This window comes from Streptomyces glaucescens, assembly GCF_002154375.1.
Lineage (GTDB): Bacteria > Actinomycetota > Actinomycetes > Streptomycetales > Streptomycetaceae > Streptomyces > Streptomyces glaucescens.
The window spans coordinates 1-13,019 of sequence record NZ_MUND01000112.1; the positions used below are offsets into that span (position 1 = coordinate 1).

At 72.8% G+C, this 13,019-nt stretch carries 11 protein-coding genes; 4 read left to right on the forward strand and 7 right to left on the reverse strand.

Going from position 1 to position 13,019, the window contains the following annotated elements; translation table 11 throughout:
- Together scy and mce are read right to left on the reverse strand one after the other, a co-directional pair.
- The coding region (gene scy / locus CCN42_RS08215) for a polarized growth protein Scy (protein ID WP_086734163.1) at positions 1 to 3,875 on the reverse strand (3,875 nt) is incomplete at its 3' end.
- 211 nt (positions 3,876 to 4,086) lie between these two features.
- Positions 4,087 to 4,527, reverse strand: coding sequence for a methylmalonyl-CoA epimerase (mce, locus tag CCN42_RS08220; RefSeq protein ID WP_073940977.1), 441 nt, complete (start codon positions 4,525 to 4,527; stop codon positions 4,087 to 4,089).
- A 146-nt stretch (positions 4,528 to 4,673) separates the two neighbouring features.
- Between mce and CCN42_RS08225 the strand changes: the two genes are divergently transcribed.
- Entirely contained in the window at positions 4,674 to 5,879 is a 1,206-nt protein-coding gene (locus CCN42_RS08225; RefSeq protein ID WP_086169054.1) for an acetyl-CoA C-acetyltransferase, read from the forward strand.
- A 44-nt stretch (positions 5,880 to 5,923) separates the two neighbouring features.
- Entirely contained in the window at positions 5,924 to 6,880 is a 957-nt protein-coding gene (gene meaB / locus CCN42_RS08230; RefSeq protein WP_086734165.1) for a methylmalonyl Co-A mutase-associated GTPase MeaB, read from the forward strand.
- A gap of 422 nt (positions 6,881 to 7,302) precedes the next feature.
- Here meaB and CCN42_RS08235 read toward each other — a convergent pair whose 3' ends face one another.
- Positions 7,303 to 8,007 (reverse strand): PepSY domain-containing protein, encoded by a 705-nt coding sequence (locus CCN42_RS08235; RefSeq protein WP_086734167.1) that lies wholly within the window; start codon positions 8,005 to 8,007, stop codon positions 7,303 to 7,305.
- Between the two features lie 120 nt (positions 8,008 to 8,127).
- Between CCN42_RS08235 and CCN42_RS08240 the strand changes: the two genes are divergently transcribed.
- Positions 8,128 to 8,793 carry a response regulator transcription factor gene (locus tag CCN42_RS08240; protein WP_086734169.1) on the forward strand — a complete coding sequence of 222 codons (666 nt, stop codon included), beginning with the start codon at positions 8,128 to 8,130 and terminating at the stop codon, positions 8,791 to 8,793.
- A complete protein-coding gene (locus tag CCN42_RS08245; protein WP_086734171.1) occupies positions 8,790 to 10,193 on the forward strand; it encodes a sensor histidine kinase in 1,404 nt (467 codons plus the stop codon). Before CCN42_RS08240 ends, CCN42_RS08245 begins: the two co-directional genes overlap by 4 nt.
- An 18-nt stretch (positions 10,194 to 10,211) precedes the next feature.
- On the opposite strand, the gene CCN42_RS08250 is transcribed toward CCN42_RS08245, so the two are convergent.
- The 4 genes from CCN42_RS08250 to CCN42_RS08265 form a co-directional block, all read right to left on the reverse strand.
- Positions 10,212 to 10,688: a MarR family winged helix-turn-helix transcriptional regulator gene (locus tag CCN42_RS08250; protein WP_043504193.1), complete on the reverse strand. Its 477-nt coding sequence runs from the start codon at positions 10,686 to 10,688 to the stop codon at positions 10,212 to 10,214.
- A 92-nt stretch (positions 10,689 to 10,780) separates the two neighbouring features.
- On the reverse strand, positions 10,781 to 11,578 hold the full coding sequence (locus CCN42_RS08255) for an AIM24 family protein (protein ID WP_086734173.1): 798 nt from the start codon (positions 11,576 to 11,578) through the stop codon (positions 10,781 to 10,783).
- Complete coding sequence (locus tag CCN42_RS08260) at positions 11,575 to 12,225, reverse strand: AIM24 family protein (RefSeq protein WP_086734175.1); 651 nt, start codon at positions 12,223 to 12,225, stop codon at positions 11,575 to 11,577. The genes CCN42_RS08255 and CCN42_RS08260 overlap by 4 nt, the downstream gene beginning before the upstream one ends.
- Before the next feature lies 1 nt (position 12,226).
- A complete protein-coding gene (locus CCN42_RS08265) occupies positions 12,227 to 12,859 on the reverse strand; it encodes an AIM24 family protein (protein WP_086734177.1) in 633 nt (210 codons plus the stop codon).
- Between the last annotated feature and the right edge of the window lie 160 nt (positions 12,860 to 13,019).

Below are 13,019 nucleotides of genomic sequence, written 5' to 3' on the forward strand. Positions count from 1 at the left end.
TCCAGGACGTCCTGGACCCGGGAGATCTCCGTGTTGATGTCCTCGCGGCGGCGCATCAGGATCTCCAGCTCGCGCTGGCCCTCCGCGACCGTGCGCTCGGCCTCGCGGACCGCCTCGGCCTTCAGCTCCTCGGCCTCCTTGACCAGCTTGGCCTTCTTCTGCTCGGCCTCCTTCAGCAGCCCCTCGGCCTTCTTCACCGCGGCGATGCGCACCTTGCCGGCCTCGGAGTTCGCCTCCGACACCAGCTCCTTCGCCTTCGCCTCGGCCTTGGCCAGCTGCTCCTCGGCGGCCTTGATCAGCGCGTCGCAGCGGTCGCCGGTCGACTTCATCGTCTCGGCGGCCTCGCGGCGGGCCCGCTCGTGCAGCTCCTCGATCTCGGTGGTGATGCGGTCGCGCAGCTCCTCCGCCCGCTGCCTTATGGCCGTGGCGTCCCGGCGCGCGCCGACCAGCAGCTCGTCCGCGTCCGTGCGGGCCTTCTCCACCCGCGAGTTGCCCTCGATCGTCGCCTCGGAGACGATCCGCTCGGCCTCCTTGCGGGCCGCGCCCACCATGGTGTCGGCCTGCGACTCGGCGTCCGCGGTGGTCTTCAGGGCCTGCGCCTGCGCCTCGGCGAGCAGCTTGTCGGCCTCCGCCGCGGTCTCCGAGATGAGCTTGTCGACCTGCTCGGCCGCCTCCGAACGCCGCTTGTTGGCCTCCTTGCGGGCCTCGTCGAGGGTCCGCTCGGCCTCCTCGCGCGCCGCCGTGGTCAGCCGCTCGGCCTCCTCGGCCGCCTCCGACTTGACCCGCTCCGACTCCGTCCGGACGCGCTCCGCGTGCGCCTGCGCCGACCCGACCGTCTCCGCGGCCTCGGCCCGCAGCCGCTCCGCCTCGCCGGTGGCGTCCGCGACCAGCTGCTCCGCGTGGGCGGCCGCGTCGGTGGTGACCCGCTCCGCCTCGGTCCGCGCCTCGGCGGTGACCCGTTCGGCCTCGGCCAGCGCCTCGGTTCGGACCCGCTCGGCCTCCGCCGCGGTCTCCGTGGTGAGCCGCTCGGCCTCGGCCAGCGCCTCGGTGCGGACCCGTTCGGCCTCCGCGACCGTCTCCGTGGTGAGCCGCTCCGCCTCGGAACGCGCCTCGGTGATGAGGGTGTCGGCCTGCGTCGCCGCGTCCGAACGGATCCGGTTGGCGTCCTCCCGGGCGTCCGCGCGGGTGCGCGCCGCGGCCTGGTCGGCCTCGGCGAGGTTGTCCGACGCCTCCGTGCGCAGCCGCTGCGCGTACTCGGACGCGTCCGAGCGCAGCCGCTCCGACTCGGCCATCGCCTCCGCCATGGTGCGCTCCGCGAGCGACTTGGCGGCCTCGACCTCCTCGGTGGCCTCGTGCCGCATCCGCGCGGCGTCCTCACCGGCGCGCTCCCGCTCCGCGTAGGCGTCGGAGCGGACCCGGTCCGCCTCTTCCTGGGCCTCCCGGCGGGTACGGTCCGCCGCGTGCTCGGCGGCCGACCGCAGCCCGGCGATCTCCTCCTGCGCCTGCTCCTGCAGTCCCGCGACAGAGTCCCGCACCTGCTGGGCGCGCTGCTCGGCGGCCGACACCATCTCGGTGGCGCGCCGGTCGGCCTCCTCGACCAGACGCACGGCCTCGGCCTGCGCCTCCTCCACGCGCTTGCGCGCCGAGGCCAGCAGCTCCTCGCTCTGCTCCCGGGCCCGCTCGCGCTCCTGGTCGGCCTCCTGCCGGGCCGTGCCCAGGGTCTCCTCCGCCTCGCGGCGACGCCGGGCGGCCTCCTCCTGCGCGGCGGCCAGCGTCTCCGACGCCTCCGCGGCCAGCCGCTCGGCCGCGGCCTGCGCCTCGGCCCGCATCCGGTCGGCGCTCTCCTGCGCCTCCGTCTTCAGCCGCTCCGCCTCGGCGGCGGCCTCCGACCGCAGCCGCACGGCGACGGCCTCGCCCTCCGCGCGGGACGCGGACGCGTCGGCGGCGGCCTCGTCGCGCAGCCGCTCGGCCTCCGTCTCGGCCTGCTGCTGGAGCGTACGGATCCGCTCGGCAGACTCGGCGCGCAGCCGGTCGGTCTCCTCGGTCGCCTCCCGGCGCATCCGGGCGGCCTCCTCGCGGGCCTCCGTCAGCGCCTGCTCGGCGGCGGCCAGCCGCGCTTCCGCCTCGGCGTGCAGACGGGCCAGCTCCTCGGCGGCCTCCGTCTGCCGGGCCGCGACCGCGCGCTCGGTCTCCTCGCGCAGCTCGCGCGCCGCGCGCTCGGCCTCCGCCCTGATGCCCTCGGCCTGCTCGACGGCCTCCTCGCGGTGGCGCGCGGCCTCCGCGCGGGTGCGCTCCAGGGTCTCCTCGGCCTGCCGGCGCAGCGTCGTGGCCCGCTCGATGGCCTCGGTGCGGACCTTCTCGCTGTCCGCCGTGGCGGTGCGGCGCAGCTCGTCCGCGTCCGCCTTCGCCTTGGCCAGCAGCTCCTCGGCGGAGCCGGCCGCCTCCTCGATCTTCGCCACGGCCTCCTTGCGGGCCTCGGCGCGGATCTTCTCGCCCTCTTCGACCGCGTCGGCGCGCAGCTGCTCGGCCTCGCCGCGCAGCCGGCGGGCCTCCTCCTGCAGCTCGACCGTCTTGGCGCGGTACTCCTTGGTGTCGTCCTTCGCCGCGCCCTTGAGCTGCTCGGCGATGTCGTGCGCCTCGGCGCGCAGCCGGTCCGCCTCGGCCTCGGCCTCCTTGCGGATCCGCTCGGCCTCCTCGGCGGCGGCCCTGGTGGTCTGCTTGGCGTCCTCGGAGGCCTTGGTGAGCACGTCCTCGGCGGTCTTGGCCGCCTTCGACAGCTGGGTGGCGGTCTCCTCGGCGGTGACCGTGCGGGCCTTCTCGACGGCCTCCGCGACGATCTTCTCGGCTTCCGCGCGGGCGTCCGCGACCAGCTGCTCGGCCTCGGCCTTGGTGGTCTCGGCCTCCTTGGTGGCCTCGCTGACCAGCCGGGCGACCTGCTCCTTCGCCGTGCGCGTGCGGGTCTCGTTGGCGGCCTCGGCGCTGGAGAGGGTCTTGGCCGCGGCCTCCTTGGCCTCGGTGACCAGCTTCTCCGCCTCGGACTGCGCCTTGCGCAGCGCCTCCTCGGCCTCCGCCATCCGCTGCTCGGCGGCCCGGCTCAGCTCGGTCGCCTGACGGCGGGCCGCCTCGGACTCGGTGGCGGTGCTGGTGCGCAGCTGCTCGGCGTGGTCGGTGGCCTCCTGGGCCTGCGTGGAGGCGGCGTTGAGCAGCCTTTCGGCGTCCGCGCGGGCGCGGCGCAGCAGCTGCTCGGCCTCCGCGCGGGCCGCCTCGGCCTCGCTCCGCAGCCGCTGGCGGGCCTCGGCGGTGAGCCGTTCGGCCTCCGCGCGGGCGGCGGCCATCGCCTGCTCGGCCTCCGCGCGGGACTCCTCCAGGAGCCGGCGGGCCTGCTGCTCGGTGCGGGCGCGCAGCTGCTCGGCCCACGCCACGTTCTCGTTGACGTGCGACTCGACGGTCTGCCGGCGCTCGGCCAGCTCCTGGTCGAGCTGCTGGCGCCGGGTCACCGCCTCCTGGTGCAGCTCGGCCTGGAGCCGGGCGGCCTGCTCGGCGTGCTCCTGGAGGATGCGCTGGGTCTGCGCCCGGGCCTGGCTCAGTTCGCGCTCGGCGTCAGCGCGGATCTGGTCGGCCTGCATCTGCGCGTTGCGCAGCAACTGTTCGGCCTGGTAGCCGATGTCGGCACTGTCGTAGGCGGGCCGGGTCATGAGGGTACGGCGCGCCTCGTGCAGCTTGGCCCGCAGCACCTCGACCTGGTAGCCGAGGTCCTCGGCGTGCTGGATCGCCTTTTCCCGCTCGGTCCTCAGCCGCTTCATCTCGGCCTCGAACCGAGAGAGGTGGTCGACGTCAGCCGCCGGCTCTCGCTCCTGGCTCTCGTAGCCCCGCACTGCGCGGTCCCATCCGTCCCCTGGTCGCAAGTCTCTCCAAACGAGCTCCGTCCATCCGCCGAACGGGGCCCCCGGGGAATGGTGTCAGATCAACGACGGAGCATGGGCTGCTGCCCCGACGCTCGTCCCCCGAAACCCGGACCCCGGCACGGATCGCCCCGTTGCAAGCGGGGCGACCGCCCCCAACCCTACCGGCCCCTATGTACGAGGGTCAGTGCTCAGGTGACTCAACAGGCGCCGAAGTGACCAGTTCTGTCAGAACTCCATGGCAATCCTTGGGGTGCAGGAAGGTGATCCGGGACCCCATGGAGCCGCGCCGGGGCTCTTCGTAGAGCACCCGGACGCCCTTGTCCTTGATGGCGGCGGCGTCGCCGTCGACGTCCGCGGTGCCGAAGGCGATGTGGTGGACGCCCTCGCCGTTCTTGGCGAGCCACTTGGCGACGGTGGAGTCCTCGCGGGTCGGCTCCAGGAGCTGGAGGTACGAAGCGCCGCCGTCGGACGTATCGTTGATCTTGAGCATGGCCTCGCGCACGCCCTGCTCTTCGTTGACCTCGGAGTGGAACACCTCGAAGCCGTAGGTGGCACGGTAGAACTCGACGGTCTTGTCGAGGTCGAAACAGGCGATCCCGATGTGGTCGATTCGCGTCAGCATGGATTCAGTGCAGCGCTCCGGAGGTGGTTACGCAACGTGCGCGCGATCACACCGACAGCCCGATGACGGGCGGGATACCGCTCAGTACATTCGAGTAAACCCTCGTTCACTCCTCGGCTGTGCAGCCGGTAAGGGGATCGCAGCTCATGTCTTCTGCAACGAACGGCACGACGTCCGTCATCGTCGCGGGCGCCCGCACCCCGATGGGGCGGCTGCTCGGCTCGCTGAAGTCCTTCTCCGGAGCCGACCTCGGCGGCTTCGCGATCAAGGCCGCCCTCGACCGTGCGGGGATCGGCGGCGACCAGGTGCAGTACGTGATCATGGGCCAGGTGCTCCAGGCCGGCGCGGGCCAGATCCCGGCCCGCCAGGCGGCCGTCAAGGCCGGCATCCCCATGAACGTCCCGGCGCTCACGATCAACAAGGTGTGCCTCTCCGGCCTCGACGCGATCGCGCTGGCCGACCAGCTGATCCGCGCCGGCGAGTTCGACATCGTCGTCGCGGGCGGCCAGGAGTCCATGACCAACGCGCCGCACCTGCTGCCGAAGTCCCGCGAGGGCTTCAAGTACGGCGCGGTCCAGATGCTCGACGCCATGGCGTACGACGGTCTGACCGACGCCTTCGAGAACATCGCCATGGGCGAGTCCACGGAGAAGCACAACACCCGCCTCGGCATCAGCCGCGAGGCGCAGGACGAGATCGCCGCCCTGTCCCACCAGCGGGCCGCCGCCGCGCAGAAGAACGGCATCTTCGAGGCCGAGATCACCCCGGTCGAGATCCCGCAGCGCAAGGGCGACCCGGTCCTGTTCAGCAAGGACGAGGGCATCCGCGGCGACACCACCGCGGAATCCCTGGGCAAGCTGCGCCCGGCGTTCTCCAAGGACGGCACGATCACCGCCGGCTCCTCCTCGCAGATCTCCGACGGCGCCGCCGCGGTCGTGGTCATGAGCAAGGCCAAGGCGCAGGAGCTGGGCCTGGACTGGATCGCCGAGATCGGCGCCCACGGCAACGTCGCGGGGCCGGACAACTCTTTGCAGTCGCAGCCGTCGAACGCGATCGCGCACGCCCTGAAGAAGGAGGGGCTGGAGGTCTCCGACCTCGACCTGATCGAGATCAACGAGGCCTTCGCCGCGGTCGCCGTGCAGTCAATGAAGGACCTCGGGGTGTCCACCGAAAAGGTGAACGTCAATGGTGGTGCCATCGCCCTGGGGCACCCGATCGGCATGTCCGGTGCCCGTCTCGTGCTGCACCTCGCCCTGGAACTGAAGCGGCGCGGCGGCGGGGTCGGCGCGGCCGCCCTGTGCGGTGGCGGCGGCCAGGGCGACGCCCTGATCGTCCGGGTGCCCAAGGCCTGAGTTCCCGACAGCGGACGAGCGGATCTCTAGTGAACGGAGCTGTGATGCAGGACGTCTCCTCGCTGGTCGCCCAGGCCAGGGAAGGCCGGCCGCGGGCCGTGGCCCGGCTGATCTCCCTGGTGGAGGGGGCGTCCCCGCAGCTCAGGGAGGTCATGGCCGCGCTCGCCCCGCTGACCGGCAACGCGTATGTCGTCGGCCTGACCGGCTCGCCCGGCGTCGGCAAGTCCACGTCCACGTCCGCGCTGGTCACGGCGTACCGCAAGCAGGGCAGGCGGGTCGGCGTGCTCGCCGTCGACCCGTCGTCGCCCTTCTCCGGCGGCGCCCTCCTCGGTGACCGGGTCCGCATGTCGGAGCACGCCTCCGACCCCGGCGTCTACATCCGCTCCATGGCCACCCGCGGCCATCTCGGCGGCCTGGCCTGGGCGGCGCCGCAGGCGATCCGCGTCCTGGACGCCGCGGGCTGCGACGTGATCCTCGTCGAGACCGTCGGCGTGGGTCAGTCGGAGGTCGAGATCGCCTCCCAGGCCGACACCTCCGTCGTCCTCCTGGCTCCCGGCATGGGCGACGGCATCCAGGCGGCCAAGGCCGGAATCCTGGAGATCGGCGACGTCTACGTCGTCAACAAGGCCGACCGGGACGGCGCCGACGCCACCGCCCGCGAGCTGAACCACATGCTCGGCCTCGGCGAGTCCCGCGGCCCCGGCGACTGGCGGCCCCCGATCGTCAAAACGGTCGCCGCGCGCGCCGAGGGCGTCGACGAGGTCGTCGAGGCCCTGGAGAAGCACCGGGCGTGGATGGAGGAGCGCGGCGTCCTCGCCGAGCGCCGCCGCGCCCGCGCCGCCCGCGAGGTGGAGACCATCGCGGTCACCGCCCTCCGCGAACGCATCGGCGACCTCCACGGCGACCGCCGGCTGTCCGCTCTCGCCGAGCGGATCGTCTCGGGCGAACTGGACCCGTACCGCGCCGCCGACGAGCTGGTGGCGGGACTGACGCAGGGCTGACGCCGAACCGGCGCGTGGTCACCATCGCCGGCGGCTGCCAGTTCGACGCCCATGTTCCTCCCCCTGGCGTGAGCGCCCCTCCGCCGCGCACGGCGATCGGCCCGGACACCGGGCCGACGGTCCGCCGTGGCCCCCGGGTGCCCTCATTCCGCCTCGGTCGAGGAACCTCCGCATGGCCGCGTCCCCTTCGTGGGCCGGCACCGCGCTGAACGCGGGCAGGGCGGGGGTGCCATGGCGGCGGGCCTGCTGCTGTCCGAGCGGCCGCCGCTCGGGGTGTGCTTCGCCGCGGGTGGGCGCGGTGGCGCCGCTCACCGCGGCGGTGACGGTGCGGCCTGGCCGACGACACCCGTGGCCCGGCACCGGCGATGACAGCACGCGGGTCTCCGGGCCACCGGGCCGTCCGGCGGGACGGCGTACCGGGATCAGTCGTCCTGGCCGTCGTCGTCGTTGTCGTCCTTGCCGTTGTCGTCGGCCTGGCCGGCCTTGTCGTCCTGACCGTCCTGGTCGCTGTCGTCGGCCCGGTCGGTGCCGGAGCCGTCGGAGTCGTCGTCGCGGTCGGCGGTGACCTGGCCGGTCTTCAGGTCGACGCGCCAGTCCTCGCCGGGCCCGGCGGTCTCCACGCTCCAGCCCGCCGCGCGGTCGTCGTCGTCCAGGTCGACGGAGGTCACGACCCCCTTGGCGGCGCCGGCCCGGGCGGCCTCGCGGGCGTCCACGTCCGCGCCCTTCAGCAGGCCGCGCGCCTCGGCGGCGTCGTCCTCGTCCCGGTCGGTGTCGGTGGTGAGGATCCTGCCGGTCGCCGGGTCCACGTGGACGGTGTACACGGTGCGGCCGGAGCCGAGGATGTCGACCTCCCAGCCGCGGTCGCCGTCGCCGTCGTCGTCCCGCTCGTCGTCGAGGTCGGCGGAGACGACCGTGCCCGGCTGCGCCTTCAGTGCCGCGTCGATGGCCTGGACGGCGGTCAGCCCGCTCACGGGCGACCGGTCGGCGGCGGCGTCGGCGGCGGCGACGCCCGCGCCCCGCGCCGCCGTCCTCGCCTCGCCGTCGTCGCCGTCCGCGAAGGCCACCGCGGCTCCGCCGCCGATCAGGGCGGTGGCGGTGACGGCGGCGATGACGATGTTGCGCTTCATGGGGACCCTCCAGGAGTCGGCTCGCTCGGTTCGACGGGATCCACCCTGCCGAGCCGAACCTGAAGCCACGCTGAAGCGACCTGAAGAGCGCTTCAGCTTCGGTTTGCCACCCTGGGGGGCATGCGTCTGCTGATCGTCGAGGACGAGAAACGCCTCGCCCTGTCCCTGGCCAAGGGCCTCACCGCCGAGGGCTACGCCGTGGACGTCGTCCACGACGGCCTGGAGGGGCTGCACCGGGCGAGCGAGTGGCCGTACGACCTGGTCGTGCTCGACATCATGCTGCCCGGCATGAACGGCTACCGGGTCTGCTCGGCCCTGCGCGCCGCCGGCAACGACGTGCCGATCCTGATGCTCACCGCGAAGGACGGCGAGTACGACGAGGCGGAGGGACTGGACACGGGCGCGGACGACTATCTGACGAAGCCGTTCTCGTACGTCGTCCTGGTGGCCCGGATCAGGGCGCTGCTGCGCCGCCGGACCACGGGCGGCGGGACGCCGGTGATCGAGGTGGGTGAGCTGCGGCTGGACACCGGAGCCCGGCGGGTGCTGCGGCAGGACGCGGAGGTGCCGCTGACGGCGAAGGAGTTCGCGGTGCTGGAGCAGCTGGCGCTGCGGGCGGGCGAGGTGGTCTCCAAGGCGGAGATCCTGGAGCACGTGTGGGACTTCGCCTACGAGGGCGACCCGAACATCGTCGAGGTGTACGTCAGCGCCCTGCGCCGCAAGCTGGGCACCGGGCTGATCCGTACGGTGCGCGGCGCCGGATACCGGCTGGAGGCCCCGCGATGAGGCGTCTGTTCGGTTCCGTACGGGCGCGCGCCACGCTGGGCGCGACACTCGTGGTCGCGGTGGCCCTGGTCGCGGCGGGAGCGGCCGTCCTGCTGTCACTGCGGGGCAACCTGGAGGGCAGGGCGGACTCGGAGGCGGACGGTGTCGCCCGTCAGGTCGCCTCCCGGATCGCGGCGGGCACCCCGTACGCCGGTCTGGATCTGCCCGACGCCGACGACAACCCGGTCCAGGTGGTCGACGAGGAGGGCCGGGTGCTCGCGGTCAGCGAGGGCCTGGAGGCGATCAGCGGCACCGGCGCGCCCGGTGTCACCCCGGTCCGCGGCGCCGGGGCCGAGCCGGACGACGACGAGGAGGAGAGCCCCGAACCGGGCGAACTCGGCGACATCGTCTGGCACGGGCAGGGCACCGTCACCGTGGAGGGCGAGGGCGGCACGTACCGGTTCGCCGCGGCGCAGGCCACCGACGGCCGCGACGAGACGGTCCGGGTCTACGCCGGGGCGTCGCTCGCGGCCCAGCAGGACGCGGTGCGCACGGCGGCCGGCGCGATGCTGATCGGGTTCCCGCTGCTGCTCGCCGTGGTCGGCTCGGTGACCTGGCTGGTCACCCGGCGCGCGCTGCGCCCGGTGGAGGGGATCCGCCGGGAGATGGCCGAGATCACCGCCTCCGAGGACCTGTCCCGGCGGGTGCCGGAGCCCGGCACCCACGATGAGGTCGCCCGGCTGGCGCGCACCACCAACGAGACGCTGGCCGCGCTGGAGGCCTCCGTGGAACGCCAGCGCCGGTTCGTCGCCGACGCCTCCCACGAGCTGCGCAGCCCGATCGCGTCGCTGCGCACCCAGCTGGAGGTGGCCGCGGCCCACCCCGAGCTGCTGGACCTGGACGGTGCGGTCGAGGACACCGTACGCCTCCAGCGGCTCGCCGCCGATCTGCTGCTGCTCGCCCGGCTGGACGCGGGGGAGCGGCCCGCCGGCACCCGGGTCGATCTGGTGGCGCTGGCGCGGGAGGAGGCGGCGGGGCGGGCCCTGGTGGCGGTGGATGCCCGGGCGACCGGTGTGGAAGTGGCCGGATCGCGCGGTCAGCTGGGGCGGGTGCTCGCCAATCTGCTGGACAACGCCGAGCGGCACGCGCGCTCGGCGGTCACCGTGACCGTGTGCCGGGAAGGGGACCGGGCGGCCGTGGTGCGGGTCGCCGACGACGGGAACGGGGTCCCGGAGGGCGAGCGGGAGCGGATCTTCGAGCGGTTCGTCCGGCTGGACGACGCCCGCAGCCGCGACGAGGGCGGCGCCGGGCTGGGCCTGGCCATCGCCCGCGATGTCGCGGTCCGCCACGGCGGCACGCTCACGGCCGGTGCGGCGCCGGCCGGCGGAGCCCTGTTCGAACTCCGCCTGCCACTGGCCTAGTCCTTTGGCACTACGTGGTCAGGGACGGCCCCGGTGCCCCCGCAGGTGCTCGGCGATGGGCTTGAGGGCCTTGTCCAGCTCGGTGAGGGCCTCGGGGGAGAGGAGGTCGATGAAGTGCCTGCGCACGGACGCCACGTGGTGCGGGGCGACCTTCCGCATGGTCTCCATGCCGTGGTCGGTGAGGACGGCGAACAGTCCCCGGCGGTCGGACTCGCAGTTCTCCCGGCGCACCAGGCCGGCGTTCTCCATGCGGGTGATCTGGTGCGAGAGGCGGCTCTTGGACTGCAGGGTGGCGGAGGCGAGGTCGCTCATCCGCATCCGCAGATCCTCCGACTCGGAGAGATTCACCAGGATCTCGTAGTCGTTCATCGTCAGGCCGAACGGCTGCAGATCCTTTTCGAGCTGGTACGTCAACAGCCTGTTGACCTCCAGGTGGGTGCGCCAGGCACACTGCTCCGTATCGGTCAGCCAGCGCGTGGCCGTCTCGGTCTCCATGAATGAAGTCTACCTAAGAAGTTGAATTGTGAACTAGTCTTGGTGGTGTGACAGTGCGCACGCGTTCGATGTCACACTCCGCAGACTACCGCTCACAGCCCGAAGCGACGCTGGAGGTCTCCCAGCTGTCCGGGAAGGCGCGGTGCCGCGGCCTGCGCCCCGTGCCCGCCGGACATCCCGCCGCCGGGCACTCCCGGTTCGTGCGGAACGGCCCCCGTGTTCTGCTCGGACATCAGGGTCTCGGTCGACTGGAGCAGGACGGTTCCCGCCCCCACGAACTCGAACTGGTGCTCCTCTCCGGAGGCCCCGCCGAGGCCCGTCATCGCACGTAGACCGCCCAGGACACCCGTCAGATACCCGTGGTCGTAGTGATGGCACGGTGACGGGCAGTCGGCCCAGCCGACGAGCGCCTGCGGGTCCACCCGGATCGGGGGTTCCATGAACACCACCGGGCCGTTAGATGCGGCCACGAACCTTCCGGTTCCGAGGAGCGTCAGAAAGCCCGGCACGATCGACTGCTTGAGGGACAGACTTGGCTGAAAAGCGAGCAGATTGCCTGCCCGAACGGTCAGATTGCCGTCCTCGAGGTCGAACGAATTCACATCGAAGGCCCGGTCGGCGAGCAGCATCTTCCCCGAGCCGTCGGCCACCACCCAGTCCGAGGCGTGCAGCGGCGAATGGAACGACGTGCGGACCAGCCGCTCCAGCCGGCCGTGTCCCACGCCGTTGAAGTCGATCGAGCCGTAGTAGGCGATCATCTTCCCCTTCTGCAGGAACCACTGGGTTCCCTTCAGCTCCACACAGAAGGTGTACGGGTTCACGTTGTCGTCGGCCGGGAGGGTGGCGGGGTCGAACACCGCCGGGCCGCCGGGCGTCGCATGGGTGCTCACAGCTTCTCCTCCGAGGCCTGGACGTACACCACGCCGTTCCCGCTCAGCTCCAGCTGGAACGCCTCACCGGACCCCCGGCCCACCATGTCCCGCCAGCCCAGGGCCGTCGACAGCCTGTTGCGGACGTCGCCGTGGTGGGCCACGTAGGCCTGCGGGTCGACATGCACCGGACGCTGGGGCGTGATCGGGATCTCCAGGACGCCGCCGTGCGCCATCACCGCGACGGCGCCGTGCCCCTCGAGGGTGGTGGTGAACAGCCCCTGCCCGCTGACCTGCCCGCGCACCATGCCCATCACCCCGCCCTGGGAGCCCAGGAACATCGTGCCCTGCTGGAGGGTGCCCTCGAAGGCCAGCAGCCGGTCCGCCTCGACGAAGAGCGTGTCACCGGCGAGGTGGATCACCTGGACGTGGTGGCCGCCGTGCCCGAAGAGGACCGTTCCGCTGCCCTCGACGGTCATCAGCGGGGTGTCCTCGTCGGCCAGTCGGCGGCCGATCATCGACATGACACCGCCCCGGCCCCCGGCGAGGTTCGGGGTGAAGGACACCTCGCCCCGGTAGGCGAGCATCGCGCCGCGCTGGCTGAACAGCCGCCGACCGGGCACGACGGTCGCCTCGACCATCTTCGCGTTGATCTCCCGGAAGGTCATCTCACACGTCCCCCGCGATCGTGTTCCGCTCGCTGGGCTGGACGTAGACCAGGCCGTCCCCCTCGAACCGGATCTGGAAGGCCTCGCCACCGCCCTCGCCCGTGAAGGTGCGGAAGGTCACACCGGACTGGAAGGACTGCCGCAGGTTCCCCTGGTGCGCCACATACGCCCCCGGGTCCACGCTCAGCGGATACTGCGGGCTGACCCGCAGCACCACCGCGGGCCCGTCCGAGGTGATCGCCGCCTGCCCGTGCCCCTCGACGGTGGTGGTGAACAGGCCGTTGCCCTGCGAGGCGCCGCGCAGCCCCGTGAAGCTCGTGCCGGTGCGCAGCCCGCCGTCGGTGGCGAGCAGATTGCTCGACTCCACGTAGAGCTTGTCGCCCTGGAGGCCCACCAGGGTGATCTCGGCCGCCCGGTCGGCGAACCAGCAGGTCCCGTGCCCCTTCACCTCCATCACGGTCATCTGCTCGCCGGTGATCCGCCGGGTCACCATCCCGCGGATCCCCTCGCCGCCGCCGCTCAGCTTCCTGAAGGCCATCTGCCCGTCGTACGCGACCATCGCCCCGTTCTTGGCGCGCACGGCATCCCCGGTCATGTCGACGGCGAGCACTCTGCCGCCCTGAAGTCGGAACATCGCCACGTTCGTGACGGTAGCCGCCGGAGGGGGCCCGCCGACAGGGCCCGCGCCCCTGAACGGACCCGGAGCGGACCCTGAGCGCATCCCGGGGGCGGCCGTTTGCCACAATGGAGCGACGTTTGTGCATCCGTTCACAAAGCGACCCGCCCGTGGCGCA

Excerpts from the sequence above, each read along its gene's own strand:
- meaB (WP_086734165.1), top strand. The coding sequence starts at position 5,924 with ATGCAGGACGTCTCCTCGCTGGTCGCCCAGGCCAGGGAAGGCCGGCCG.
- CCN42_RS08260 (WP_086734175.1), bottom strand. The coding sequence starts at position 12,225 with ATGACCTTCCGGGAGATCAACGCGAAGATGGTCGAGGCGACCGTCGTG.
- CCN42_RS08240 (WP_086734169.1), top strand. The coding sequence starts at position 8,128 with ATGCGTCTGCTGATCGTCGAGGACGAGAAACGCCTCGCCCTGTCCCTG.
- CCN42_RS08245 (WP_086734171.1), top strand. The coding sequence starts at position 8,790 with ATGAGGCGTCTGTTCGGTTCCGTACGGGCGCGCGCCACGCTGGGCGCG.
- CCN42_RS08225 (WP_086169054.1), top strand. The coding sequence starts at position 4,674 with ATGTCTTCTGCAACGAACGGCACGACGTCCGTCATCGTCGCGGGCGCC.
- CCN42_RS08235 (WP_086734167.1), bottom strand. The coding sequence starts at position 8,007 with ATGAAGCGCAACATCGTCATCGCCGCCGTCACCGCCACCGCCCTGATC.
- CCN42_RS08250 (WP_043504193.1), bottom strand. The coding sequence starts at position 10,688 with ATGGAGACCGAGACGGCCACGCGCTGGCTGACCGATACGGAGCAGTGT.
- mce (WP_073940977.1), bottom strand. The coding sequence starts at position 4,527 with ATGCTGACGCGAATCGACCACATCGGGATCGCCTGTTTCGACCTCGAC.
- CCN42_RS08265 (WP_086734177.1), bottom strand. The coding sequence starts at position 12,859 with ATGTTCCGACTTCAGGGCGGCAGAGTGCTCGCCGTCGACATGACCGGG.